Below are 25,949 nucleotides of genomic sequence, written 5' to 3'. Positions count from 1 at the left end.
TGCTGTAAAAAGGCGCTCATTCGGACCGTAAAACCTTCACAGGGTCGGCCGCCGCTGCCCGCAACGCCTGGGCGAATACTGTGAATAGCGCGAGCAACAGCGCCACAGCTCCCGAGCACACAAACACCCACCAGGGCAAGCCTGCATGGTAAGCAAAATGGTCGAGCCAGGAATGCATCAGATAATATCCGGCAGCGGATGCGATGAGGATGGCTGTGAAAATGATCCGGACGAAGTTTTTGGAAAAGCCAAGCGCAATGTCGTAACCGGTGGCACCGAGCACGACCCTAATGCCCGTCTCGCGTCTGCGTTGCGAGATGGCAAGGTGTGCGAGGCCGAATAGGCCCAGGCCGCAAATAATGGCTGCCACGATGGTTGCGATGGTGATAATCTGTTGCCAGCGCAGCTCTGACGCATAGGCGCGGGCGTTGGCGTCGTGCAGGAAGGCGTAGTCGAAAACGGCATCGGGCAGCACCTTTTTGAACGTTTTTTGAAGCTTTTCAATCGCATAATGCTCCCTGTTTTGGACGATTTTAATCCAAAGCTCGCCGCCTCCGTAATGCGTGCTCATTGGCATGATCATCGGCCCGATGCGTTCTTTGAGGGAATTGAAATGGAAATCACCGACTACGCCGAGGATGCTTAGACTTTGCTTGCCGAAATAGTCGTCGGGCATCAACCTTTGGCCGATCGGATCGGTAATGCCTGCTTTTTTGACAAAGGCTTCATTTACTAACACACCGAACGTTTCGTCCGAAGGGAAGGCAGGAGAGAAGTTACGGCCTTGCAGCAGTTTCATTTCCAACATCGGCAGATAGTCTGCATCAACCGTACGCACGTTAGCAAGCATTTTTTGGCCGTTGACTACCACATCACGGTTCCCAAATTCACCTGCAAGAGAAATAGCCCCGAACGCAGGGTCACCTGCCAGCTCGTTTTGAAAGCGCTTGTGAACCTGATGCACATCCCTCACACCCTGGATAGCTATTCTGACCACCTGATCGGGATTGTAACCAAGGTTTTTGGACCTGATGAAATGCATTTGCCTGTAAAATACCACACTCGCAATGCCCAGTAGAATGGCCATCGCAAACTGGAAGACCATCAGCATATTCCCCATGCGGCTTCTGCCTGCCAGCCTGATTTTTGAATAAAGTGTTTCAACCGGGCTCAACCTGGAAACCAGCCAGGCCGGATATAGCGCCGCACACACGATATTCATCAGGAATATCCCAATTATGGAACCAAGCAAGCCGACATTCAAGAGCGCACTAAACTGGATTGTTTTTTGCGACAAATGGTTGAACGCGGGCATGAGCAGAAACACGAGTAACAGGGAGATGATCATGGCCACGGCGATCAGCAGGGCCGATTCTCCGAGGAACTGTACGATAATGGTCGCCGTGCCGCTGCCGGTAGCCTTTCGGATACCTACTTCCTTCGCTCGCCTCAACGACGAAGCAATATGGATGTTGATAAAATTAATGCTGGCCATTAGCAATATGAACCCAGCCATACCGGCGAAAATGTAGGAATAAAGCGGCCTGCTGCTATTGACAATGCCCGACTCGCCGTTCTGATTTGGTATTTCCTGTCCGTTCAGGTGAATATCGGTCATTTTTTGCAGGCCATAAGTAATCGCGGAAGCTTCGGGATGGTCTTTGCGCTGGGTTTGGGATAATGCGCCCGCAATGCGGTTGAACTTGCCGATTACCTGGCCGGGCTGGGCATTGGGACGCAGCACGACGAATGTGCCCAGGTAAGCATTCAGCCAGCTGGTATCGTCGAACGACACCTTCATGAACTCGAATGGAAAGAGGATGTCGAACTGAACAGAGGAGTTCGCCGGCGGGTCTTCTGCGACGCCTGTAACGACCAGCGGCTTCCCGATCCGCATCGCAGACGGATCGGCATCCATTTGCAGCAGCTCGCCCACCACATCGGTGCGGTTGAAGAATTTGAGGGCTGTTCGTCGGGTAATGACTACCGAATTGACGTTCTGCAACGCGGTACGGCCATCGCCATGCAGCAATGGGAATGTAAAGACTTCAAAAAAGGAAGCATCTACGAAGAGCAATTGTAACTTAAATGCATTGTGTCCATAACGTACATCGCCGTAAATATCCCCGCCCATGACGCGCGCATAATGCGTGATCTCGGGCATGCGCGCCTGAAAAGCGGGACCCTGTACCTGCCCGGTACCGCCGGTCCTGATAATTTCGCCCCGCTCGCGGTAGGTGCTGGTGATGCGGTAAAGGTTAGGACTATTCCGGTGGAAGCGATCGAAACTGCTTTCGTCGCTGATATAGAGCACCGCGAACAGCATCCCAGCGCTACCAACCGCCAGTCCGGCGACATTGATCATCGCATACAGCCGCCCCTGCCAGAGCTGACGCGCTGCGATTTTAAAAAAGATTTTGAACATGGATTTTGTTAGGAATAGACTTCCATTTTGTATCCTACGCCGTGTATGGCGGAGATTTTGACTTGCGGATCGGCAGACAGCATTTTGCGCAGACGCGAAACGAATACATCGACACTCCGGCCGACCGTGACGCCCTCATCCTCCCAAACCGATTTCAGAATGGCGTCCCTTTCCAGCACCTGGTTGATGTTTCTGGCAAATACGGCCAGCAATTTGGCCTCTCTGAATGTCAGCGTTTGAATGGATTCACCGTTATAGAGCGTCTGGTTGGCGGTATCGAGCCACGAATTGCCGAATGTAAGCCGGGAATGCGGAGCGGGCACATCTTGCGGCTTGGTTTCGGGCACTTTTTTATGCCGTGCCCGGTTCCAGGCGATAAAACCGAGCCCGGCCAGTGTACCGCCAAATGAAACCAGGAGCCAGGTATTGCCGGCAGATTTGGGTTTCGGAGCTTCGGGTGTGAACCGGATTTGCACTGTGTAGCACCCCTCATCGCGCGAACGGCCCTTGCACGGGATGCCGTCGGGCTGATTCAGGTCGAAGAACTGATAGCCAAGTTTTACTTCGCCGGTTTCGCAGTCCAGCACGGCCACGCTGTACGGGCGATCAATATGGTAGGAGGTGAGTGACCGTTGTAACGTTTCAGGGAGTTTGTCATAATCGAACATCCGATCCATTTGGACCGAAAAGGTGTTCGCATCCGATTGCTTTACCGGCGGGATCACCGACAGGGAATCGCCATTGGCCCGAAGCAGCACGTCAGCGGTTCGTCTGAGCGCCAGGTTGACATTTTCAGAAAAACGTACCGCATCACTATTGGCCATGGCAGTAACGGAAAGCCCGGTACAAAAGCCAGCCAGCAACACAAATCTTCTAAAAATGACATTCATATACGCCATCATACAGCCAGTAACCAATGATCAAATTTAACGAATTTCAGCAATTGTCCTTTTTCTTGTTCAAACCATAAAACCAATTGAATTGAGGAACAATTTGCGTGCTTTTAATCGTAATCACTTTTTGAGCTGCCTTATCGCTGGGCTGCACGGGGTCGATCACCAGTTGATCGCCGGCTTGGGCGGATTTCAGTATTTCGGCGATTTCATAATACATTACCGCGTGGTTGTGCGCATCTGCCTGCGCATCCACGATCTTACCGCCGCGTCTCAGGTATATCAGGAACGGGATATTTGTTTTCCGTTCCGAAGCCGGGTCGCCCTTCATGAGCGTCAATACACCACGGGTGACGTAAGTCAGCTGTTCGATGGTGACTACTTTTCCATTTAACAGCACTGGATTGCTATGAGCCGGGCCTGCCGATTTCGGTAGTGCAACCGAAGCTTGTAAGGAACAAAACAACACCATAGCAGGGATGATTTTAATGGCTTTGAAATGCATATACGCTTTGTTTTGGGTGAATACAATGAACTCGGTCAAAAATACCGACATGGCCCAGCTCTACGAACTAATGCCTGTAAAACATTGTAAACAAAATGTAAAACATGTATCATTAAAACGCTCACTTGAAAACAGTAGCATCCAACGACCCGTACGCAGCGCTCCGCTATTCTGATTTCCGGTTCTTTGTATCCAATTCTTTTCTTTTTTCTGCCACGATCCGCATTCAGGAAGTGATTGTGGGCTATGAACTGTACAAAACCACGCACGACCCGCTCGCATTGGGACTCATCGGCTTGGCGGAGGCTATCCCGTTCATTATTACGTCGCTGTTTGGAGGGTATGTGGCCGATCAGAAGAACAAGATCACGATCATGCACGTTAGTCTGGTGGTGATTTTGCTGGGTTCGGGGATATTATATACGGCTTTCCAGCCAGGAGTTTACAACAGGTTGGCGGAATGGCAGCACCTGGCGGTCATTTATGCTGTTTTTGGGTTAATAGGTTTTGCAAAAGGCTTCTACTCGCCTGCGGCAAGCTCGCTGAAACCTTTCCTTGTACCGCGAACGATCTACCATAATTCATCGACCTGGAGCAGTTCCTTTTCGCAGGCAGGTGCCATTATCGGTCCGGCTGCTGCGGGTTTTCTATATGCCTACCTGGGCCTCACCAACACATTGCTGATCGTTATAGTCATCTTCCTGATCTGCTGGGTTTTGCTGGGTATGATTAAAACCCGCCCCGAATTTCCAAAGATCGTGACGCCGATCATGGAAAGCCTGAAAGAGGGCTTTAAATTCGTTTTCAAAACACGCATTGTGCTGTATGCCATGACATTAGATTTGTTCTCGGTGCTTTTCGGAGGCGTCATCGCTTTGTTACCCATTTTTGCGGAAGACATTCTAAAAGTAGGTCCGGAAGGGCTCGGCCTGCTGCGCGCGGCGCCCTCCATAGGCTCCATGCTGACGATGTTTGCCATGGCCTATTTCCCGCCCACACATAATGCATGGCGCAATATGTTGGTCGCAGTGGCCGGTTTCGGGGTATTTACACTCGTTTTTGCCGCTTCCACCAGTTTCATGCTTTCCTGTGCAGCCCTCTTTGCGACCGGCGTGTTCGATAGTGTAAGCGTTATCATACGCCAAACGATCCTTCAAATTTATCCGCCGGACGAAATGCGAGGCCGGGTGGCAGCAGTCAATGGTATATTCGTAAGCTCCTCCAATGAACTCGGCGCCTTCGAATCCGGCGTAATGGCGAAGGCATTCGGGACGGTACCATCGGTCATGATGGGAGGCGTCCTCACGCTCGTCGTGGTGACCTGGGTATACTTGCGCTCGAAGGATTTGTTTTCGGTGAAGTTGAGTTAGTCACTTTTCAAACTCTTCACCGGGTCGGTTATCGCGGCCTTATATGTCTGTACGCAAACCAGCGCAGTGATCATCATTCCGAATAGCATCGCTATTCCCGCAAACACTTCCCAGCCAATTTCCGCACGGTAAGCATAGGTTTTCAACCATCGATTTCCCAGCAGGATAGCTAATGGAAATGCGATCAGGATGGCCGCGGCGAGGATTGCCAGGAACTCTTTCAGGAAAAGCATTACTACGTGCAGGCTGGTTGCGCCCAGTACCTTGCGGATGCCCACTTCCCGGGTCCGGCGGGTTACATTGAGCGAAACCATTCCCAGGATACCCAGGAACACTATGATCACGGAAAGAAACGTTGCGACGCGAGAGGCCTTTTTTAGCTGGATTTCAGACTGATATAGTTTTTGCAGGGTTTCATCCATGAATACATATTCAAATGGGGCATCGGGCATGAGTTCGTGCCATTTCTGTTGGATGGCTGCGATGGAACTACCAATGTTGCCCGGATTCAGGCGGATGCTCAGGTAACGGTAAAAGTTGGTGCCGCGGACATCGGCAAATACAAGTGGCTTGATCGCCTGGTGCATGGACCCGAAATGGAAATCCTGCGCTACACCTACGATGGTCAACGGTTTCGGATAACCATGTACCCGTACCTGTTGCCCAAGCGCCTCGCGCGCACCTGCGTACCCGAGGGATTTGACGGCCGTTTCGTTCATGACGATGCGGTCGGGCTGGTAGGCGGTGTTCGGCGGTTGAAGGAACTCGCCTGCGAGCAATTTTACATCGTACGTTTTTGCATAGGCAACATCCGTGCGCAGCAATGTAGCCTGAACAGCCTCTGTGGAATCCTGGCCGGGTTTGTAGAAGCTGCTGCCACCCCCATTTCCATTCGGGATCTCATAGGAAAGACTGATGTCCTTAATCTCTTTGAGCCCGGCTAGCCCGTCGCGTACCTGTTCCATTTTGGCCTCCCCGGCGGGCGTCCAGTCACGGGGGACGCCGAGGGTAACGAGCGATTCTTTGTTATACCCAAGGTTTTTATTGAAAAAATAGTCGACCTGCCGCGCCACAATGCCCGCCCCGGCAAACACAAACAATGCAATCACAAACTGGACTGCAATGAGCGAGCGCCGGAACAGGATATTATCCCTGACCGATTTCAGTTTTCCCTTCATAGACTCTACGGACGGAATCCGCGAAAGTACCAGGGCCGGATACAAACCCGCGACAATACCTACGAGCAGGGCAATCAATATCGGAACGACCAGCGCATAAGGTATTAGCGACCAGAGCGACGCCACTTCTTTGCCTAAAATATCACTGAAAAACGGTCGTAACAATTCATACATTCCCAGCGAAAGTACCATCGCCAACAGCGACAGCAGGATGGATTCAGCCAAAAATTGCCCGATGAGCTGCCGTTTCAGGCTGCCCAATACTTTTCGTACACCTATTTCTTTCAGGCGCGACGAGGAACTGCCAATAGAGATGTTGACAAAATTGACGATTGCCATTAATAAAATAAATACGGTAATGCCCGAAAGTGTCAGCATCATTTTATTGACGACACCATTGTTCGCCTCGCGGTAATACTCGCCGAGCGGGGTCAGGTACACTTTGAGATTAGCTTTGATGGCCTCCGGTGCATGTGTGACGAGCTCCCGCGCAATCGGCTTGGCAAGATCGGCAGGGGTAACGCCGTCTTTCAGTTCAATATAGGTAACCATGATGGCAAAATTCCAGTTGTCCTCCGAGCCTTTGCGGCCTTCCAGGCTGCTAAACGGAAAGAAGATCTCCGTCTCGGTGGTAAGCAAATGGGTGACCGAATTGAAAGGAGGGTTTTTCATCACGGCGGTAATCTGGTATTCCTGTTTGCCGCCCATGAAATTGTGAAGCGTAAGCGACTCGCCCACGACGTCCGTCCGGCCAAAATATTTCATGGCCTTTTTTTCGGTAATAACAACTGAATTAGGGGTATTCAATGCCGTTTGCGCATTTCCGTGCAGGAGCGGGAAGCCGTACATGGCCGGCAGCGTAGAGTCGCCCGTCTGCACATCCTCTCTGAAATGCTTGTCTCCGTGCGATACGGCTACGGTTATGGCGTCGTAGCGATAATAATTGGCAACCAGGTTGGGGTAATCTGTCTTCAATGCTTTCCCAAGCGGCCCGAGGGTCGTCAGGTCCAGACCCATATTCGGGTCGGTCCACTTGCTGCGGATGATGTACTGGTTCTTCGCATTCCGGAGATCGGCATTCACGCCAAGTTCGCCCCGGATATAGCTCATCATCAGGAACGTGAACGTCATCCCGACGGCAAGGCCAACGATCGTCACCAGTGCATAAAAGCGGCGTTTCAGCAAGTTCCGCCAGGCGATTTTGAAGTAGTTTTTTAACATACTTCAAAGCTAGGCGTTTTTTAAATGGCTGATTTTGAGGGGCGGGGTGTTTAACTATTTTTAACAGCGAATAAGGAGGAAGGGGAGGATAGCAAACTCCCTTTTCAATCATTCCGTAGAGTCTCGGCGGGGTTGGTAACGGCCGCTTTGTAGGTCTGGATGCCAATGGTGAGCAGGCCTATCAGCCCGAGGCTTCCGATGCAGGTCAGGAACACGCCCGGACCGAGGTGGGGATGGTACGTGAAAATGTTGAGAAACAGCGATCCAAGTCCGTAGCCGATCGGCATTGCGATGATCGCAGCGATCAGCATCAGTTTCACGAACGAGCCCGACAGCAGCCGCATGATCTGCGCGGTGCTGGCACCCATTACTTTGCGCACGCCCACTTCTTTCACGCGTTTGGCGGTGGAGTAGGTGACCATTCCCAGCAAACCCATCGCCGCGATCGTGAACACGACCAACACCAACAAATCCATGATCTTTTGATCTTCATTTTCCAGATAGTCCTCATAGAGTTGGTCTTCATACCATGAATACACAAATGATTCGCGCGGGTGATACCGTTTCCAGGTTTTTTCCAATACGGAAGCGAGGTGTTCACGGTCGGTTCCTTCCATAACTTCCAGCGAAAGGACCTTTATTTCCCGCGGATCGAATGCCAGTATCAGTGGTACCACCGGCAATTCGTAGCGCATGAAGCAGAAGTTTTTCACAATCCCCGATACGATCACCTGAGTTTCATTCAGGAGGATAGTTTGCCCCACTGCCTCCTTTGGATTCTTCCAGCCAAGCGACTGCGCCGCTTTCTGGTTCAACACGACAAAATGGACGGTTGTATCGGCGGATGCAGGGACGTTTTCGCCGGCTATGAATTGCAGCCGCATATTGTAGATAAAATTCCGGTCGGAGGCGTAAATGTAGGTTTCTACTGAATTGGCGGGGTTTTGTTGTGATAGCGGCGCGAGTTTAGCCTTTCCTGCGCCTTCGTTCAACGTGGCGGAGGTGAGTCCTACACGTTTCACGCCCGCTTCCCGGCTCATTTCATTGGCCAGAAGTTTGAAATCGCTGTCGGGCACCAGTGGAATATTCAGGATATTCTTCCGGTTGAAATTCTGGTTGTCGGTCGCCATATACTCAAACTGGCTGTTCATAATGCCGGTACCGGTCATGAAAACCAATGCGACCACGAACTGGATAATAGTGAGCGTTTTCCGGAAACCAAATTTACCGACACCCGTGGGTGCCAATTCGCCTTTCAGGATTTGAACAGGCTGATAGGACGACAGTATCCGTGCCGGCAAAATGCCCGCCAGAAAGCCGGTAAACAATGTAAAACCGATAAAAATCGCCCAAAGCATGCGCGTATCACTCACCTCCCATGTCAGCCAGCCTACGTGAATATATTCTTTCAGCAGCAACAGCCCCAGGTACCCGAGCCCGAAAGCGAGCAGTGCTATCACAACCGTTTCGACCAAGAATTGACTGATCAGCTGAAACTTTTTCGCGCCCGCGACCTTGCGCACGCCCACCTCACGCGCGCGGCTGAGCGACCGTGTAAGTGTGAGGTTGATGTAGTTGAAACCCGCCAGGACGATAATTACAAGCGGAATTAGCAAGCTAACGCCCATTTTCCAGATCGGCTCAACATCGGGATTGTCCAGCAGCCCTTCCCAGTCCGGAGAAATCTCAGACAACGCCTGGCTGCGGAATGAATGCGATTTGATGTCCTTGAAACGGACGGCCTTTTGATTCTCGGCGGAAACACGAGCCAGTGCCTGGTCGAGGTCGGCGCGGGTGGAGCCTTTGGTAAGGAATACAAATGTGTAGGTATTGTAACTGAGCCAGTCGTCGGCTTTGAAATCCTTGCGTACGAGCGGCAGGGTAGCCATCGATATCGCCATATCAGCATCCAAATGCGTCCGGAATTTTTTGAGCGGCTTGAAAACACCGGTAATAGTGAATGTGCCTACCTCACTGTTTGTGAGTGTTTTGCCTATCGGGTTGGCGTCGCCGAAAAAACGTTCCGCCATCTCGTGTGTAAGCACGGCCGTCCAGGGTTCCGTGGCTGGTTTCCCTTTTTCCAGCGGAAACCCGAAGATTTCAAAGTATCCCGGCTCTACATAAAGCCCATAAGTGCGGAGCGTTTTGATGCCATTGCTCAGATTTGTACCGAATGACCGATTAATGCGCACCGTCTTTTCGATCACACTTTGCCCATCGCCCAGCTTCTGACCCAGCGGAAACGGAGTAGAAGCGAGCGAGTGCTTTTCGCCGACATTATCCGTAGCATCGGTGAGAATGCGGAAGGTGCGGTCGGGATAGGGATGGAAGGAGTCCTTTTCAAAACTGCTTTGCACCTGGATCAGCTGCATAAAGCAGAACGCCATCGCCAGACCCAGGCCGGTAATGTTGATGAAAGAAAACAGCTTGTGCTTCCAGAGGTTGCGGATAGCGATTTTCAGGTAGTTTTTTAGCATAATGTTTTTGTTTTAGGGAGGAAGGAAAAGAAAACCATCCTCCCTTTAATTCCGCTTATTCCGCTCTTAAAGCCTTCACAGGGTTAGTCAATGCCGATTTCAGCGCCTGCGAACTTACCGTTACCAGCGCAATGACGATTGCGACGACGCCTGCCAGTGCGAAGACCCACCACGATAATGTTTCGCGGTATTCGAAGTTTTGCAGCCATTGGGTCATGGCGTAGAAGGCTATGGGCGTGCCGATCACAATCGCGATGAGCACTAATTTTACAAAGTCGCGTGAAAGCATGAGTACCACGTCCTGTACGCTCGCGCCGAGCACTTTCCGGACACCGATTTCCTTGGTTCGTGCCTCGGCAGCGAATGCCGCCAGGCCAAACAGGCCGAGGCAGGCGATCACAACGGCCAGTATGGCAAATGCCAGCAATACGTTGCCCTGGCGCTGTTCTGCCTGGTATTGTTTGGCAAAATTCTCATCCAGAAACTGAAACTCGGGGCGGGCATCTGCATCGAAGGTCTTGTAAACCTGGCTGATATATGCCAATGCTTCGGACGTTTTGGTGGCATTGATGCGCACATACATATTATCTTGTTCCATCGGAGGAGCGAGCTGGATCACCAGCGGCTCGATTTTGTGTTGCAGGGAATAGATGTGGAAGTCTTTGGTTACACCCACAATGGTCAGCTCTCGTACATTGCCATCCTTATCCGCAGGGTAGCGCATTTTTTTTCCGATAGGGTTTGTCCAGCCCTGTTTCTTGACTAATGCTTGATTCACAAGAACTGAGCCGGCCAGGTCGGCGGGCGAGCTTTTAATGAAATCGCGGCCTTGCAAAAGCTTGATTTCCATTGTGCGCAGATAATCGGCGTCGGCCATGAAGCGCTGCGTCATTTGAGTGGTGGAAGGAATATCGCCATTATTGGTTTCTACGAATAATGCAGTCGAGCCGATGGCATTGTTGCCGATGGGATTACTAGCGGATGCGGCGCTCTCGATGACCGGGTTTTGTTCCAGTTTTTCTTTCAGTGCGCTTACCTGCGTGCGAACCTCGTTTTTATCGATATGGAAAGTGAGAACCTGGTCTTTATTAAAGCCCAGATCCTTGTCATTGACATACTGGATCTGCCGGTAGACAATGCCCGAGCAGGCGATCATCACGACGGTGGCCGCAAATTGGAATACCACCAGCGATTGCCGGAATCCCGCGCCGCCCGACTGGCTGCCCAACTGCCCTTTCAATGCGATAACCGGGCGGTAACCCGAGAGCATTAATGCAGGGTACAACCCGCTGAGCAGCCCGATCAGCAGCAGAAACGCGGCACCGATAACGACTGTGGTCATGCTGTTGTCATGAAAATCCAGGTTCAGCGATTTTTCGGCAAGCTGGTTGAAGAACGGTAATGCCGCTTTAGCCAGAATAAAACCTACAAACCCGGCTAGTACCGTCATCAAGAACGACTCCGTTAGAAATTGCCCGATGAGCTGGAAACGCTGCGATCCGATGGCCTTGCGCACGCCTACCTCACGTACGCGTTTGAGCGAGCGGGCCGTGTAAAGGTTCATATAGTTAATGCAGGCGATGATCAGGATCAGCAATGCAATGGCGGAGAAAATGTAAACCGTTTTGATACTTCCTTTGGTACCGATCTCGTAATCCAGGTTCGAATGCAAGTGAATGGACGTGAGCGGTTGCAGATTCAGGTGGTAATCCGCATCACCCATTTGTTTCTGCAGGTATTTAGTATAAAAAGCGGGAAATTTGGCTTCGAGCTTCTTTGCGTCCGCACCTTCTTTTAATAACAAATAAGTGTAAATGTCCCCGTCCTGCCAGCCGCCGGTAAAATCCGGAGGCAGCGACCTCAACGCGCTGAAATTCATGTGAGCGTTGCCCGGTACGTCGTCGATTACACCTGTAACTACGTTGGGGAAATTATTGGAGAAAAACACGGTTTGCCCCATTGCTTTTGAAGCATCACCGAATATGCGGGTTGCGAGGGTTTTGGTCAGAACGATTTTCTGAGGCTCGCGCAATGCTGTTGCCGGGTTTCCGTAGAGAAATGGGTAGGAAAATATGTCAAAAACAGAACCGTCGGTGAAAAAAATATCGTACGCATCAACCTGCTTTTCACCGAAGCGGATCTTGCCGCCGCCCTCCGCACTGATTCGGACCGTCTTTTCGATTTCAGGATATTCGTTTTGCAATGCCGGCGCAAATGGCGCCGAGGTAGGCGCGAGTTTGAAACTCCCGGTAGCCCATTCGGCTTCCTGCGTCACGCGGTAAATGCGGTCGGCTTTGGCGTGGAAACGGTCGTAACTCAGTTCGTCGGCCACATACAGCACCATGAGCCAGACGGCGGCGATGCCGATCCCGAGTCCCAGGATATTCAGCCCGCTGAACAGCCGCTGCTTGCGGAAGTTCCTGATCGATATTTTGAGGTAGTTGAAGAGCATGGGGAAGCAGGTTTGTTAGTCAGTACTACTAAACAAATAAATTATATGCCAATGGTGTTTGTGCTTGATTATTAGTGATTTATATTGAAAAATACGCGTATTGATGTTCGCTAACGGACATTCCTGTTCAACGGCGCACGCACGGCAGGGGAAAATTAACACCGGAATTCCGTCCCGGGATGAATGCGCAATGCCGTCAAAATCCCTAATTTTGCCAAATTCATGATTTTGATGGATTTAATAGTCTTTTTTCTTATTGATTTTAAACAAATAGAATGAGCCAGGCACCTGCTACCTCTTTGCAAGACATTGTTGGGCACGCGAAGGAATACGGTTTTGTATTCCCTTCTTCCGAAATATATGATGGATTACAAGCCGTTTACGATTATGGTCAGAACGGCGTCGAGTTGAAAAATAACCTGAAAGCCGCCTGGTGGAAGGCTATGACGCAGTTGAACGACAATATCGTCGGTATCGACGCTGCGATTTTTATGCACCCGCTTACCTGGAAAGCATCGGGCCATGTGGACGGCTTTAACGATCCGATGATCGATAACAAGGATTCCAAAAAACGCTACCGCGCAGACCAACTCCTGGAAGGCAAGGCAGAGCAATATGAAAAGGACGGCCAGCCAGAAAAGGCGAAAGCATTGCTAGCCGAAATGGGCCGTTTGCTCAGCGCCGAAGACCTGAATGGTGTTCGCGAGCTGATCATTGCGGAAGACATTAAATGCCAGGTATCAGGTACAACCAACTGGACGGAAGTTCGCCAGTTCAACCTGATGTTCAGCACGCAGGTAGGATCGGTAGCCGAAGAGTCCAGTATGATTTATCTTCGCCCTGAAACCGCGCAGGGAATTTTCGTGAACTTCCTCAATGTGCAGAAAAGCGGCCGTATGAAGGTGCCTTTTGGTATCGCACAAATCGGAAAAGCGTTCCGTAATGAGATCGTGGCGCGGCAGTTCATCTTCCGTATGCGTGAGTTCGAACAAATGGAAATGCAATTCTTCGTGCGGCCCGGTACTGAGGAAGAATGGTACGACAAATGGAAAGAAGGACGGATGAAATTCCACCAGGCGATAGGTCTGCCCGCTGAAAAACTGAAATACCACGACCACGACAAGCTTGCGCATTATGCGAAAGCAGCCGTGGACATCGAGTTCGAATTTCCGTTCGGTTTCCGCGAAATCGAGGGTATCCACTCCCGTTCCGACTTCGACTTGCGCAACCATCAGGAGCTTTCTAAGAAGAAACAACAGTATTTTGACGCCGACCTCGATGAGAATGGCAAGCCGTACGGTAACTACATTCCTTACGTAGTGGAAACATCCGTTGGTGCCGACCGTCTGTTCCTCGCCACATTCTGCAATGCTTACACGGTGGAATCGGTAGGCGAAGGTGACAGCGCGAAAGAACGTACTTTCCTGAAACTGCACCCCGCATTGGCGCCATTCAAGGCGGCTGTGCTCCCATTGGTTAAAAAGGACGGACTTGCTGAAAAAGCGCAGATGCTCGCTAACTCGCTGAAATCGTCGTTCCGCACGGTCTACGACGACAATGCAGCGATCGGTAAGCGCTACACCCGTCAGGACCTTATCGGAACGCCGTTCTGCATCGTGGTGGATTACCAGACAATGGAAGATGATACCGTTACCATCCGCCACCGCGATTCGATGGAGCAGGAGCGCGTCCACATCAGTGAATTGAAAGAGAAGATCGGTTATCAGGTAGCAATCGAGCGCATTCTCGAAGCGATCTGATTCATTTAAGTAATAGTAGGAGCGGGGTTGCTTTCGTAGCGGCCCCGCTTTTGTTATTTATAATAAACCCATTACCATTCGGTCAATGGTTGCGCTGCAAACTCACTATTGGTAGCTATAATGCCGTTTTTTTAGTAATTAGGCGGCTTTAAGACACCAACCACAGAAGAGATGATCAACCAGCTATACGATACTTCGATGAGCCTTCTGACTGATCTGTATCAACTCACGATGGCTTATGGCTACTGGAAATCGGGTAAGGCAGAACAGGAGGCGGTCTTCAACCTCTATTTCAGGAAACACCCTTTTCAGGGCGGATTTACGGTCGCTTGCGGGCTCAGCAGCGTAATCGAATATTTGCAGGAGTACCGTTTCAGCGACGAAGACCTGGCCTATATCGGCTCGCTCGCGGGCAGCGATGGCAACAAGCTGTTTGATGAAGGCTTTCTTGATTACCTCCGCAAAATGGAGCTGCAATGCAGCATCGATGCCATCCCGGAAGGAACGATCGTGTTCCCTAACGAGCCGCTCCTTCGTATTCAGGGGCCGATATTGCAGTGCCAGCTCCTGGAAACGCCGCTGTTGAACCTGATCAATTTTCAATCGCTGGTAGCTACCAAAGCAGCCCGGATGCGGCTGATCGCGAAAGACGATGCATTGCTCGAGTTTGGCCTCCGCCGGGCACAAGGACCTGACGGGGGCGTAACGGCAAGCCGGGCCGCTTACATTGGCGGTTTCGACGCTACCTCTAACGTGCTTGCCGGAAAACTACACGATATTCCTGTGAAAGGTACGCACGCCCACAGCTGGGTTATGTCTTTCGATAACGAACTGGAAGCTTTTGAAACCTATGCGAAGCATATGCCGAACAATGTGACGCTGCTCGTGGATACCTACGATTCGCTGAATGGCGTGCGGCATGCGGTAGAGGTGGGCAAGCAATTGCGCGCCCACGGCCATGATCTGGCAGGCATCCGCCTCGACTCGGGCGACCTTGCATACCTGAGTATCGAAGCGCGGAAAATCCTGGACGAGGCTGGTTTCGAGAAAACGAACATTGTGGCCAGTAACGACCTCGATGAGTACATTATGGACAGTTTGAAGATCCAGGGCGCGAAAATAAATGTGTGGGGGGTCGGTACAAAACTCGTCACGGCTTATGATCAGCCTGCATTAGGCGGTGTTTTTAAGCTCGCGGCGATCCGCGGCGAATCGGGCGAGTGGGACTACAAATTGAAACTGTCGGAGCAGGCAATCAAGGTATCTACGCCTGGTATTCAGCAGGTTCGTCGGTTCAGGGATGCGAGCGGTTTTGTTTCGGATATGATATTTAATACCGAAACGCCGCTGATCGGGAAAGCTACGATGGTGGACCCGTATGATTTTACAAAAAATCGGTCGTTTGACGAGTCAGTGCATCACGAGGATTTGCTCGTCCCCGTTTTCGCGCAAGGTCGGCTGGTCTACAAACTGCCGTCCGTTCATGACACGCGCAAGCGTTTGCAGGAACAGCTGGCACATTTTTATAAGGGAATTAAACGATTTGTAAACCCGCATACCTATCCGGTAGGGCTTGAAAAGGATTTATTTGAATTAAAAACCAACTTGATTTTTAAACTTCGCGCCGGCAACGAGGCGTGAAATAACTGAGTATGCAAGAGTTAACACATCCGAACAGTGAGATCCTCAAAGATCTGATCAGCTACAAAATGCCATTTGGTAAATACAAGGACCAAGTGATCGCGGACCTCCCGGTATCCTACCTCGAATGGTTCTATCGCGAAGGTTTCCCGTCCGGCAAGCTGGGTATGTTACTGGGTACCATGCTGGAAATCAAGATGAATGGGTTGGAGTCTCTGATTCAGGGGCTGAGAAAAATGGCATAGTCTTATTTTACACAAGTATTACGCACGCCCTCGGAGCCAAGGCCCCGGGGGCGTGCGTGTATATAGGCTGTCCGGCTCTCAGGAAGCAAATTGCGCCGGTATTCTACAAAGTGTCACCGTTTTGGATTCTTGCGTATAAAGGGATGATAACTATTGATTCACTATCCATCCCGTACATTAATGTCTTACGTGAAAATCTGTATCCACGCGGTTTGGGGGACCAAACGCAGATCACCCGTTTTGCAACCGCCAATTCTGGCGCAATTTTGCCAGCATATCCAGAAAAACGCGAAGAGCAAGGAGATATACATTGATCGGATTAACGGCTACCACGATCATATTCACGTGCTGATGCTGCTGAAAAGTGAGTATGGCATATCCAAACAAATGCAGCTTCTGAAAGGTGAAAGTGCCTTTTGGGCTAACAAAATGAAATTGGTGAGTGGCAATTTCGAATGGGCTGACAAATATTTTGCAGCGTCCGTCAGCGAAAGCAGGCTTCCATTTGTGAGAAGGTATATCGACAATCAGCAGGTGCACCATGGAAAGCGCAGCTTTCAGGAGGAGTTTGGAGCCTTTGCAAGGGGCATCGGGTACGATGGTGTGGACTTTGGCTAAAGCCGGAGTCAGGGGCGGCTGTGACCCAAGGCTGAAGCCTTGGGTTGTGGGCCATGGGGCGGCGGCGCCCGGGCGTAGTGTGTAGCGCTGTGGGGATAGATGTCCGGGGCTGGTATGCGATGTCCTGCGTAGCGAGGGGCGCTGTATACCAAGGCTAAAGCCTTGGGTTGTGGACCATGGGGCGGCGGTGCACGGGCGTTGTGTGTGTAGCGCTTGAGATAGATGACCGGGGTTGATATGCGATGTCCTGAGTAGCGGGGGCGCTGTATCCCAAGGCTGAAGCCCTGGGTTGTGGCCATTGCGCGGCGCTGCCGTGGCGTTGCGTGTAGTGCTTTGGGATTGGTGTCCGGGGCTGGTGTGCGATGTCCCGAGTAGCTGGAGGGAGCTGTGATACCAAGGCTGAAGCCTTGGGTTGTGGCCATGGGGCGGCGGTGCACGGGCGTTGTGTGTGTAGCGCTTGAGATAGATGACCGGGGTTGATATGCGATGTCCTGAGTAGCGGGGGCGCTGTATCCCAAGGCTGAAGCCCTGGGTTGTGGCCATGGGGCGGCGGTGCACGGGCGTTGTGTGTGTAGCGCTTGAGATAGATGACCGGGGTTGATATGCGATGTCCCGAGTAGCTGGAGGGAGCTGTGATACCAAGGCTGAAGCCTTGGGTTGTGGACCATGGTGCGGCGGTGCCCGGGCGTAGCGTGTAGCGCTTTGGGATGGATGTCCGGGGTTGGTATGCGATGTCCTGAGTAGCGGGGCGCTGTATCCCCAAGGCTGAAGCCTTGGGTTGTGGGCGATGGTGCGGCGGTGCCCGGGCGTTGCGTGTAGCGCTTTGGGATGGATGTCAGGGGCTGACTGCGATGTCCTGCGACGGGCTGTATCCCAAGGCTGAAGCCCTGGGGTGTGGGTTGTATTGCGTGGCTCAGTCCCGGGATAGCAGATCCATAAGGTGGGTAGAGATGCCGAGCGTCTCTCGAACATCTATGCTAACCCAGGGCTTCAGCCCTGGGTTAGACGTCATAGCACATGACCGGCTTTAGCCAAAGTCGGGGATACTGTTACTTCTTCTCGGGCATCAGCACCACTTTGATGAAATTGTCGTCATTGAAGTATTTTTGCGCAGCGGCTTTGGTGCTCGCAACGGTTATTGATTTGAGCAGCCTGTCCTGCTCGAAAATCTCATTCAGATCGTCGCCGAGGAAGGTGTTGTCGTCGAGGTAATCAAGCCAGAACCCGTTGGTTTTGAGTGCGGTTTCTGTTTTTCGCTGTGTTTCGGCAACGAATTTCTCGATATCCTTCTGGTCCGCGCCGTTTGTTTTGATCTTGCTGATCTCTTCTTGCGCTCTTTTTACCAGTTTATCTACATTTTCGGGCGCACAGCCGAAGCCGATTGAAAAACGATAGTGGCCGGTCGGAAACTTATCAGTTCCTTCCGAAACGCTTACCCCATACACGCCGCTTTCTTCTTCCCGCAGCGATTCGATGAGCTTAATTTGTAAAATCTCCTGCAATGCTTCGATCTGGATGTTGTTCTCAGGGTTGTAGTCGTATTCGCCGCTCGAAACCAATGTTACCCGGCTTTTAGGCTCTAAACCTTTATAAATCACCTTTTCGATGCGTCCTTTTGGTGGAAAAATGTCAGGATGTTTGAAACTGTCGTCGCGATCACTCGACGGAAGGCTACCCAGGTACTTCTCGATCAGCGGCTTAATGGTCTCCGGTTTGAAAGCGCCAACAATGGTAAACACGAAATCTGACGCGTCGGCGAAGCGGTTTTTGTAAATTTCAAATGCCCGGTCGAGGCTCACTTTGTCGATACTTTCGGGTTTCAGAGGCTGACGTTTCGGATTGTGGCTCGTCAATACCGCATTCAGTGAATCGGAATACACTTTCTCCGGAGTCAGTGTTTTTTGCATATTTTCCAGGTAAGCTTTCTGGTTTGCCAATATGCCGGTTACTACATCGGCATCTTTACGTGGCTCCGTGAAATAGGCGTAGATCAGTTGTAACGTCGTTTCCAGATCTTTGGGATTGGTATTGCCGCCGATACCCTCCGTCAACTCGCTCACGTACGGGCCTGCGCTTGCGGTCTTGCCCGCGAGGAATTTTTGCAGTTGTGTCTGGTTGTAAGGCCCCACGCCGCCCGATTGTACGAGGTAGCTGGTGAAAATCCCGGTCTCGCGCTCACCCGCGAAAAGCGAATATCCACCTTTTGCAGTCGCTTTGATCAGGATTTCATCATTTTTGAAATCGGTTGGTTTCAAAAGCACTTTCACGCCGTTCGATAACGTGAGCTCTGTGACGCCAAGTTTATCCAATGTCTTTTCAGCTGTGACCTTGCCGGGTGTGGGTTCGGTTTTCAGCAATGGTGCGTCCACAACGTCGTCCACATAGGCCGTCACTTCCTTGCCAGCCTCGTTGAGCAAGGAACGGATCTCCGCTTCGGTAGGAAGTGCATCCTTACTTTTTTCTGGTCCCATGATCACCACGGCCCTGTTTTTATCAGTAATGTATTTTTTAGCAAGACCGTTGATCTCCGCCAGCGTCACGCCTTCGAGGTGCTTTTTGGCAAACTCGAAATATGCTTCCGCACCCATAAATGCCTTTTCATGGAGGAAGTGGTTCAGGTATTCCTGCACATGGTTTGCTGATTTCGTTTTGTCCCGCTCTTTATAATCCTCCTCTATCGCGTTGTAAAAGTCTTTCTTCGCACGGTCGAGTTCAGGTTGTGTAAAACCGAATTTCTGGACCCTTGCATTCTCTTCCAGCAGTGTCGTCAACGCAGTTTTCATTGAGGCAGCGTCTTTGGCGAGCGCGATGGAAGTGTAGGAATCCAGGTTTCCGAGAAAATCACCATACTGGCTCGCCCCGTAGAGGAATGGCGGGTTGGCCTTTTGGGTAAGCTCCTGGATACGCTGGCCCATCATCGAATTGTACAGTTCCTGCGCAAAGTTGTTCCGCACATCCTGTAACGACTTTTCCTTGGTATTCGGCTGTTTGTAGATCAACTGAATGAGGTTCTGCGGGTACTCAGGGTCGGTTACAATCGCCACTTTGGTAGATCCGTCAAGCGGAATATCATAACGGGTCCTTTTCTTGGGATTGACAGGCGGCTTAATGGAGCCGAATTTCTGCGAGATAAGGGCCTCGACTTTCGCAACATCAAAGTCGCCGACGGCGATCACGGCCATCAGGTCCGGCCGGTACCAGTCTTGGTAAAATGCCTTGATTGTCTCCGGTTTGAAACTTTTCAGAATGCTGTCTTTTCCGATCGGCAGCCGCTCGGCATAGCGCGAATTGTTGAGGATCACTTTTAGAAACTTGTCGCGCATGCGCTGCTGTGCGCCACGACCCATGCGGGATTCTTCCAAAACCACACCGCGCTCCTTTTCAATTTCGGAAGGATCCAGTAGTGCGCCATTTGCCCAGTCTTCGAGCACCTGGATACCCTTTTCGAGCAAGCCGGCCGAATCGGTTGGAATGGGCAGCATGTAAACGGTTTCGTCAAAACCCGTATACGCATTCAAATCGGCACCAAAACGCACGCCGGTTTTTTGCAGAAAATTGACCAGCTCATTCTTCGGAAAATGCGTGGTCCCATTAAAATTCATATGCTCCATGAAATGCGCCAGCCCTTGCTGTGCGTCCGTTTCCAGTACAGAACCCGCTTTTACAGCAAGCCGGAGCTCTGCCCGGTTCTTGGGTTCGGCGTTCTTTTTAATGTAATAGGTGATTCCGTTTTTCAGTTTTCCGGTCTTTACACTGGGATCGAGAGGGATTTTTTGAGTGCTCAGGTTCTGTGCATGCACTGTCGCAACAGAAACCACACCCCATCCGGCCAAGCATAATGCTATGAACGCCTTTTTCATTTTGCTAATTTTAATTTTGATAAAATTCAGGAGGGGCGAAATATATTGTTAAAGATTGCGATTGCAAAGGGTGTAGCGGAAATGTTTTGTAAAAAGACCGCCGGTATCGTAAACGAAACACCGGCGGTTTGTTTTTCTCAAATGGCGCAACTGATATGCTATTTAACTGGCTCGCGCAGAATGGTTTTAAGCTTCTCCGGGGGTGTTTTGCGGAAATCGGACAGGTAAATTTCGTGGTGCAGCCCATTACGGCCAAACGCATTGGCCGTAATGAAATCGTTCAGTTTCGCCAGTGTTTCGGGTTCGCTATCGAATGGGCCCGTATGGAGCATTTGTACGACTTTCCCTTCCGCCATTTCAAAAAAAGTGACCTCGCGGGCTTTGGTTAATCCCTTTCCTGCCACCGTTTGGGCGACGGCTGACTCCACATCTTCTTTCCCGATAAATTCAGGAATGCGGATCACCAGCCGGTATTCCCATTCACTACGGGGAACGGTTTGAGGGGCATTGTCGATGGTAGCGTTCCTGAAACGGTTTTCGTCGTACCACCACAAACCTTCCAGTTTGGCCACCACAAAATCTTTCCCTTGTGCTTTGAATGCGAATTTCAATGCATAGGCAACCGGATATATCAGCTGGATTTTCTGCATGAACTCCTCGCCCGAAGGGTCGCCCTTACCCTGAATAGACAGGTATTGCGCCTTTTCGATGTAAGCCAGCTCAGGTTTCCCCTTGGCGGTGTAGTAACTTTTGTAATGCCTGGCAAGATCCAGTTTTTCCATAGCTCTGTTGGTTTCAGGTTGACAATGGATGCAATAAACAGCCGCCTGTTGACAACCGTATGGCAACAGCTCCGAAAATTAATTGTTTTGAAAATGCACGGGAGTTGCTAGTTTTAAATAATTTCTTCAAAAACAGACTAACAAACGGAAATGTACCCGGAGAGTTATCCGGACGCATTATCAATTTTGCATACCCATACCCTAAGGATGTAAACCCCCGTCCCGATAATGTCTGAATTCAAAATCCCCGGCGTGCAGCTTGTCGCAGACAATGCTGTTCTAAGAAAGTACCTTACAAAAAGTCCGCGCCATGTTCTGGTGCTGTCGGCGATCCTGGTTTACCTTGTTCTGGAAAGCTATTACTTATTATTCCGTTTCCATGGTCACATCCAGGATTTGTCGCTGTACCAAAGCGTTGCTTTAAAAATAATGAACGGGCAGGTGCCATATCGTGATTTTCGCATCGAGTACCCGCTTTTTTCGATTATTCCAATTCTGCTTCCGGGTGTTCTCAGCCAGCTGGGAGGCGGATCGTTCGAAAGTTATGTTTGCTGGTTTATAGTGCAAAACCTGATGCTGGGGGCAGCCATGGCCTGGATTATTAACCGATTGGACGCCAGCGGCAGCGCGCTGCCCCGCTTTCTGATAGCGACGCTGTTTTTCCTTCCCATTTTCCTTTTTCGCTTTGATCCCTTTCCGGCGCTGCTTACGTTGCTCGCCATTGCATACGTTTCACGCCAACCGTTCATTTCGGGAATGTCGCTGATGGTCTCCATCGCAGCGAAACTATATAGCATTGTTCTGATCCCTGTTTTCGGAGTGTATTGTATTTTTAACCGGAATGGGAGGGGCTTGTTTCAGCTGGCGGCCGGTGCCTGTTGCATTTGTGCTGCGATACTCGGATGCATTGCCTGGATCGGGATGGACGCTGCTTCCGATTTTATGTATTACCACATGCTGCGCGGCATTCAAATCGAGAGCCTTGCAGGGGGTATTTTACTGCTTTTGGAACAAACCGGGCTGATCACGCTCGATGTTAAGCATAGTTTCGGAGCCATGCATCTGGTTACGCCGCTTTCGGGTGCTGTTTTGCAATGCATCAACATCTTGATACCGGCTTGTTTCCTGGCGATGATGATCTTTCTATGCCTGACATTTTACCGGGCACAAGCTTCGGGTGGCATTACATTCCGGCGGTTGAACGCGGCGGCCGCGGGACAGATACTTTTATTTATCCTGCTCAACAAGGTTCTTTCCCCGCAATACCTGATCTGGCTGTTGCCACTGATCCCTTTTTGCAGGGTCAGGGCGTCGTTGATCTTCACAGTGGTGCTGATGCTGACTGTTTTGATATTCCCGGGACATTATTACAGCTTGATTTCAAAGCAACTGCAGATGGTGGTTATCCTGAACATCCGGAACGGCCTTCTGATATGGCTGTTCTGGGAATTGGTTTCAGACATCGCGTCCGTACGCAACAGGCGCGGTGTCAGCGCGCGGCAGATTCCATCCGCGTAATTTCCGCCACTTCGACTGTCAGAAACCCGAATTCTTCCGTCACCACGCCTCGGATCTTGTAGACGCCTTTGATCGAACCATTCACTTTCGCGGCCGCCGTGGGAAAATGGACAGTATCGATAAAATGTCCTTCATAATCCAGGAAGGTTCCAAACTGCATCGACTCGCCGCGCGTTGTCCGGGTGTTTTTGAGCGCGACCAGATATCCATATTGTACAACTTCCTGATTCACATAATTGTGTAAATCACGCGACATCACGCTTTTGGGTAACGGGTTTTTCAGCAGATTGAACGGGCTGCAAAGCGGAAAGCCGAGGAGCTCGATCTGGTCATAGGCATCGTCGAGAATGGACGAATGAAACTCAGGGAGTTCAAAATCCTTGATTTCGGTATGGAACAGCTGTTTTTGCGGTACTTTAACCGGCGTAGTACTAAGCCGGAAATGTGCTTTCCAAAGCAGCGTTTTTTTGCCGATGCCTGTAAACCGGAATGCGTCGATCCGGATCAGGATCGTGAGTTGTTCGATCGAAATCGGTACACGGTCGAGAAAGTCGTTCAGGGATGTGAACGGGCCGTCCTGCTTGCGCGCGCTGAGTATCCGCTCGATGGTTTTCTCTTCCAGCGCATTCAGAAACTGCATGCCGAGGTAAATCTGGCTTCCTTCGATCGTCGCCTGCGCTTCGCTATGGTTCACGCAGGGTGCATGTACGAGCGCGCCGAGCATCCGTGCCTCGTGGATGTACAGCTCTGGCGCGTAGAAGCCGCCGCCGTTGTTGAGGACGGCTACCATAAATTCCAACGGGAAATAGGCTTTCAGGAATAACGTCTGATAGCTTTCGACGGCATAGGAGGCCGAATGCCCCTTGGCGAAGGCAAATCCGGCGAAACTGGCGATCTGGTTCCAGATTTCCATCGTCATTGTCTCGTCGTAACCCTTGCTCCGGCAGTTTTTGAAATACTTCTTTTTCACCCGCTCAAACTCCTCGCGCCCACGGAATTTGCCACTCATTCCGCGGCGGATCACATCGGCTTCACCGAGCGTCAGGCCGGCAAAATAATGCGCGACCTTGATCACATCTTCCTGGTACACCATGATGCCGTAGGTTTCCTCCATCAGTTCCAGCAAGCGGGGATGCGCTTCGTTCCGTTTTTCGGGATGGCGGTGGCGCAGGATGTATTCCCGCATCATCCCGCTTTTGGCTACGCCCGGCCGGATAATGGAGCTGGCTGCTACGAGTCCGAGGTAGTTGTCCACTTCCAGTTTTTTCAGCAGCATCCGCATCGCCGGCGACTCCACGTAGAAACAGCCAATGCATTGCGCCTGCCTGATCAGATCATTGATTTTCGGGTCGGTTTTGAATTTCCGTACATCGTTAATGTCAAAATCGGTTGCCTCAGGGCGATTGTAACGAATGATTTCAAGTGTTTCCTTGATCTTCGCAAGCCCTCTCTGACCCAGGATGTCATATTTGTTCAACCCCACATCCTCGGCAATGACCATGTCGAATTGCGTGGTGGGAAAGCCTTTCGGCGGGACGTCCGTTGCCGTAAAATAGTGCATTGGCCGTTCCGAAATGAGTATACCGCCCGCATGAATGCTCAAATGGTTTGGCTGGTTGTTGGTCTGTAAATAGTCGGCGTACCGGATCACCAGCCCTGAGAGCTGGTCAAGCTTTTTCGGGTCGTATTTTCCGTTGCTCAATGCGTCGATTTCATAGGCCGGTAAACCGAAAACCTTCCCGAGTTCGCGCACGGCCGAGCTGTGCTGGAATGTGCTGTACGTCGCCAGCAGTGCTGCCTGCCCATTTTTTCCGTAGGTATCGAAAATATACCTGGTCACATCCTCGCGGTCGCGCCAGGAGAAATCGATGTCGAAATCGGGCGGATTTTTGCGGTGAAGGTTGATAAACCGCTCGAAATACAAATCCAGCTCGATCGGGTCGACGTTGGTAATGTTGAGCAAATAGGCGATGATGCTATTCGCCCCGCTGCCACGGCCGACATAGTAATAGCCCTTCTGCCGTGCGTAGTTCACAATATCCTGGTTGACCAAAAAGAACGGAACAAAGTTTTGTAATCGTATCATTTCCAGCTCTTTGGAGATCCGGTCGAAAATATCGTCGGTAATATTATCGCCATAACGGTAGCCAAGTGCCTGATAGCTCATCGACCTTAGCCGTTTGAAATCCTCTTCTTCGTTTTTGCCAAATACTTTCAGATTCTGGTGTTCACGTTCCTCGCCAAAGCTGAAATGGATATTGCATTCATCCATCAGCTTGCGGGTGTTTTCGAGGATAGCCCGGAAATCTTTTTGTTTAAATTGATATTCCAGCACTTTTGCCGCCACGATCTGTTCGTTTTCCTTCCCCGTTTCGGACACCGAAAGCTTGCTCAGCAGCGTATTGCCATCAATAGCCCGCAGCAGCCGGTGCGCATTGAAATCCTTTTTGTTCCGGAACGTAACCGGCTGCTGGATAACGAGCCTATCCATAAACCGGTGGAGCGGCGAGTAATGCAGCTTGTCAAGGTCCTGCATTGAAATGCCGATGTACTCGTTCGGCCGGAACTGTTCGCGCCGCTCTTTGTTCAGCTTTTCGAAGGGATAGATAAATACAACGTCCTCCATTTCCGGCGCACGATCGGGGAACAGGACATCCGTAAGTTTCTGAGCCGACAAATAGGCATTCAATGTTTGAAAGCCTCTGTTGTTTTTCGCCAGGGCCACAAACTGCTGCGTCACACCATTACGGAAATCGATCCCGACAATGGGCTTAACGTCGTACCTGGGCGCCATGCGGATAAAGTTCAGACATCCCGACGTATTGTTAATGTCCGTCAGCGCGACACAGTCGTATCCGTTCTCCCTGCAAAGCGCAAGGAGTTCATCCTCAGGAATCGTCCCGAAGCGAAGGCTGAAAAAAGAGTGACAGTTGAGTAACATGAGTATTTGAAAGAACGGAACGGAGTACTTACTTTGGCGCTACTAACGTGGCCCGGTAGAGAG

Annotated in this window: 15 protein-coding genes; 6 read left to right on the top strand and 9 right to left on the bottom strand. The window is 51.0% G+C overall.

Features of this window, described 5'->3' with window-relative positions; translation table 11 throughout:
- Positions 1 to 16: 16 nt before the first annotated feature.
- The 3 genes from IEY24_RS16235 to IEY24_RS16225 are packed head-to-tail and all read right to left on the bottom strand — an operon-like array spanning position 17 to position 3,823.
- The gene (locus IEY24_RS16235) at positions 17 to 2,425 is read right to left on the bottom strand and encodes an ABC transporter permease (protein WP_188933904.1); all 2,409 of its coding nucleotides are present in this window, start codon (positions 2,423 to 2,425) and stop codon (positions 17 to 19) included.
- 8 nt (positions 2,426 to 2,433) lie between these two features.
- Positions 2,434 to 3,315 (bottom strand): winged helix-turn-helix domain-containing protein, encoded by an 882-nt coding sequence (locus tag IEY24_RS16230; RefSeq protein ID WP_229222426.1) that lies wholly within the window; start codon positions 3,313 to 3,315, stop codon positions 2,434 to 2,436.
- Positions 3,316 to 3,361: 46 nt separating this feature from the next.
- Positions 3,362 to 3,823 (bottom strand): hypothetical protein, encoded by a 462-nt coding sequence (locus IEY24_RS16225; RefSeq protein ID WP_188933902.1) that lies wholly within the window; start codon positions 3,821 to 3,823, stop codon positions 3,362 to 3,364.
- Positions 3,824 to 3,948: 125 nt separating this feature from the next.
- Between IEY24_RS16225 and IEY24_RS16220 the strand changes: the two genes are divergently transcribed.
- Positions 3,949 to 5,193, top strand: coding sequence for an MFS transporter (locus tag IEY24_RS16220; protein WP_188933900.1), 1,245 nt, complete (start codon positions 3,949 to 3,951; stop codon positions 5,191 to 5,193).
- Here the strand turns inward: IEY24_RS16220 and IEY24_RS16215 are convergent.
- The 3 genes from IEY24_RS16215 to IEY24_RS16205 all read right to left on the bottom strand — a co-directional run bounded on the left by IEY24_RS16215 (position 5,190) and on the right by IEY24_RS16205 (position 12,521).
- Entirely contained in the window at positions 5,190 to 7,592 is a 2,403-nt protein-coding gene (locus IEY24_RS16215) for an ABC transporter permease (RefSeq protein ID WP_188933899.1), read from the bottom strand. The two genes, IEY24_RS16220 and IEY24_RS16215, sit on opposite strands and share 4 nt — an antisense overlap.
- Before the next feature lie 104 nt (positions 7,593 to 7,696).
- On the bottom strand, positions 7,697 to 10,069 hold the full coding sequence (locus IEY24_RS16210; RefSeq protein WP_188933898.1) for an ABC transporter permease: 2,373 nt from the start codon (positions 10,067 to 10,069) through the stop codon (positions 7,697 to 7,699).
- 55 nt (positions 10,070 to 10,124) lie between these two features.
- Positions 10,125 to 12,521 (bottom strand): ABC transporter permease, encoded by a 2,397-nt coding sequence (locus IEY24_RS16205; protein ID WP_188933897.1) that lies wholly within the window; start codon positions 12,519 to 12,521, stop codon positions 10,125 to 10,127.
- A 275-nt stretch (positions 12,522 to 12,796) separates the two neighbouring features.
- Between IEY24_RS16205 and IEY24_RS16200 the strand changes: the two genes are divergently transcribed.
- From IEY24_RS16200 to tnpA, 4 genes are all read left to right on the top strand, one after another.
- Positions 12,797 to 14,281, top strand: coding sequence for a glycine--tRNA ligase (locus IEY24_RS16200; protein ID WP_188933896.1), 1,485 nt, complete (start codon positions 12,797 to 12,799; stop codon positions 14,279 to 14,281).
- 171 nt (positions 14,282 to 14,452) lie between these two features.
- Positions 14,453 to 15,922, top strand: coding sequence for a nicotinate phosphoribosyltransferase (locus tag IEY24_RS16195; protein ID WP_188933895.1), 1,470 nt, complete (start codon positions 14,453 to 14,455; stop codon positions 15,920 to 15,922).
- A gap of 11 nt (positions 15,923 to 15,933) precedes the next feature.
- The gene (locus IEY24_RS16190) at positions 15,934 to 16,167 is read left to right on the top strand and encodes a DUF3820 family protein (RefSeq protein WP_188933893.1); all 234 of its coding nucleotides are present in this window, start codon (positions 15,934 to 15,936) and stop codon (positions 16,165 to 16,167) included.
- Positions 16,168 to 16,347: 180 nt separating this feature from the next.
- A complete protein-coding gene (gene tnpA / locus IEY24_RS16185) occupies positions 16,348 to 16,785 on the top strand; it encodes an IS200/IS605 family transposase (protein WP_188933892.1) in 438 nt (145 codons plus the stop codon).
- Between the two features lie 1,049 nt (positions 16,786 to 17,834).
- Here the strand turns inward: tnpA and IEY24_RS16180 are convergent.
- Together IEY24_RS16180 and IEY24_RS16175 are read right to left on the bottom strand one after the other, a co-directional pair.
- The gene (locus IEY24_RS16180; protein WP_188933891.1) at positions 17,835 to 20,645 is read right to left on the bottom strand and encodes a M16 family metallopeptidase; all 2,811 of its coding nucleotides are present in this window, start codon (positions 20,643 to 20,645) and stop codon (positions 17,835 to 17,837) included.
- Between the two features lie 158 nt (positions 20,646 to 20,803).
- Entirely contained in the window at positions 20,804 to 21,427 is a 624-nt protein-coding gene (locus IEY24_RS16175; protein ID WP_188933890.1) for a GyrI-like domain-containing protein, read from the bottom strand.
- Between the two features lie 228 nt (positions 21,428 to 21,655).
- Here IEY24_RS16175 and IEY24_RS16170 point away from each other — a divergent pair, with 228 nt between their 5' ends.
- A complete protein-coding gene (locus IEY24_RS16170; protein ID WP_188933889.1) occupies positions 21,656 to 22,945 on the top strand; it encodes a glycosyltransferase family protein in 1,290 nt (429 codons plus the stop codon).
- Here the strand turns inward: IEY24_RS16170 and IEY24_RS16165 are convergent.
- Entirely contained in the window at positions 22,917 to 25,886 is a 2,970-nt protein-coding gene (locus IEY24_RS16165) for a DNA polymerase III subunit alpha (RefSeq protein ID WP_188933888.1), read from the bottom strand. The genes IEY24_RS16170 and IEY24_RS16165 overlap by 29 nt on opposite strands.
- Between the last annotated feature and the right edge of the window lie 63 nt (positions 25,887 to 25,949).

Source organism: Dyadobacter endophyticus, assembly GCF_014641595.1.
GTDB lineage: Bacteria > Bacteroidota > Bacteroidia > Cytophagales > Spirosomataceae > Dyadobacter > Dyadobacter endophyticus.
The sequence above is the reverse complement of the archived record's forward strand: the minus strand, read 5'-3'. Positions and strand labels throughout refer to the sequence as shown.

What these genes read in the sequence shown, in the direction of transcription:
- IEY24_RS16235 (WP_188933904.1), bottom strand. Translation starts at nt 2,425, where the DNA reads ATGTTCAAAATCTTTTTTAAAATCGCAGCGCGTCAGCTCTGGCAGGGG.
- IEY24_RS16230 (WP_229222426.1), bottom strand. Translation starts at nt 3,315, where the DNA reads ATGAATGTCATTTTTAGAAGATTTGTGTTGCTGGCTGGCTTTTGTACC.
- IEY24_RS16225 (WP_188933902.1), bottom strand. Translation starts at nt 3,823, where the DNA reads ATGCATTTCAAAGCCATTAAAATCATCCCTGCTATGGTGTTGTTTTGT.
- IEY24_RS16215 (WP_188933899.1), bottom strand. Translation starts at nt 7,592, where the DNA reads ATGTTAAAAAACTACTTCAAAATCGCCTGGCGGAACTTGCTGAAACGC.
- IEY24_RS16210 (WP_188933898.1), bottom strand. Translation starts at nt 10,069, where the DNA reads ATGCTAAAAAACTACCTGAAAATCGCTATCCGCAACCTCTGGAAGCAC.
- IEY24_RS16205 (WP_188933897.1), bottom strand. Translation starts at nt 12,521, where the DNA reads ATGCTCTTCAACTACCTCAAAATATCGATCAGGAACTTCCGCAAGCAG.
- IEY24_RS16200 (WP_188933896.1), top strand. Translation starts at nt 12,797, where the DNA reads ATGAGCCAGGCACCTGCTACCTCTTTGCAAGACATTGTTGGGCACGCG.
- IEY24_RS16195 (WP_188933895.1), top strand. Translation starts at nt 14,453, where the DNA reads ATGATCAACCAGCTATACGATACTTCGATGAGCCTTCTGACTGATCTG.
- IEY24_RS16190 (WP_188933893.1), top strand. Translation starts at nt 15,934, where the DNA reads ATGCAAGAGTTAACACATCCGAACAGTGAGATCCTCAAAGATCTGATC.
- tnpA (WP_188933892.1), top strand. Translation starts at nt 16,348, where the DNA reads ATGTCTTACGTGAAAATCTGTATCCACGCGGTTTGGGGGACCAAACGC.
- IEY24_RS16180 (WP_188933891.1), bottom strand. Translation starts at nt 20,645, where the DNA reads ATGAAAAAGGCGTTCATAGCATTATGCTTGGCCGGATGGGGTGTGGTT.
- IEY24_RS16175 (WP_188933890.1), bottom strand. Translation starts at nt 21,427, where the DNA reads ATGGAAAAACTGGATCTTGCCAGGCATTACAAAAGTTACTACACCGCC.
- IEY24_RS16170 (WP_188933889.1), top strand. Translation starts at nt 21,656, where the DNA reads ATGTCTGAATTCAAAATCCCCGGCGTGCAGCTTGTCGCAGACAATGCT.
- IEY24_RS16165 (WP_188933888.1), bottom strand. Translation starts at nt 25,886, where the DNA reads ATGTTACTCAACTGTCACTCTTTTTTCAGCCTTCGCTTCGGGACGATT.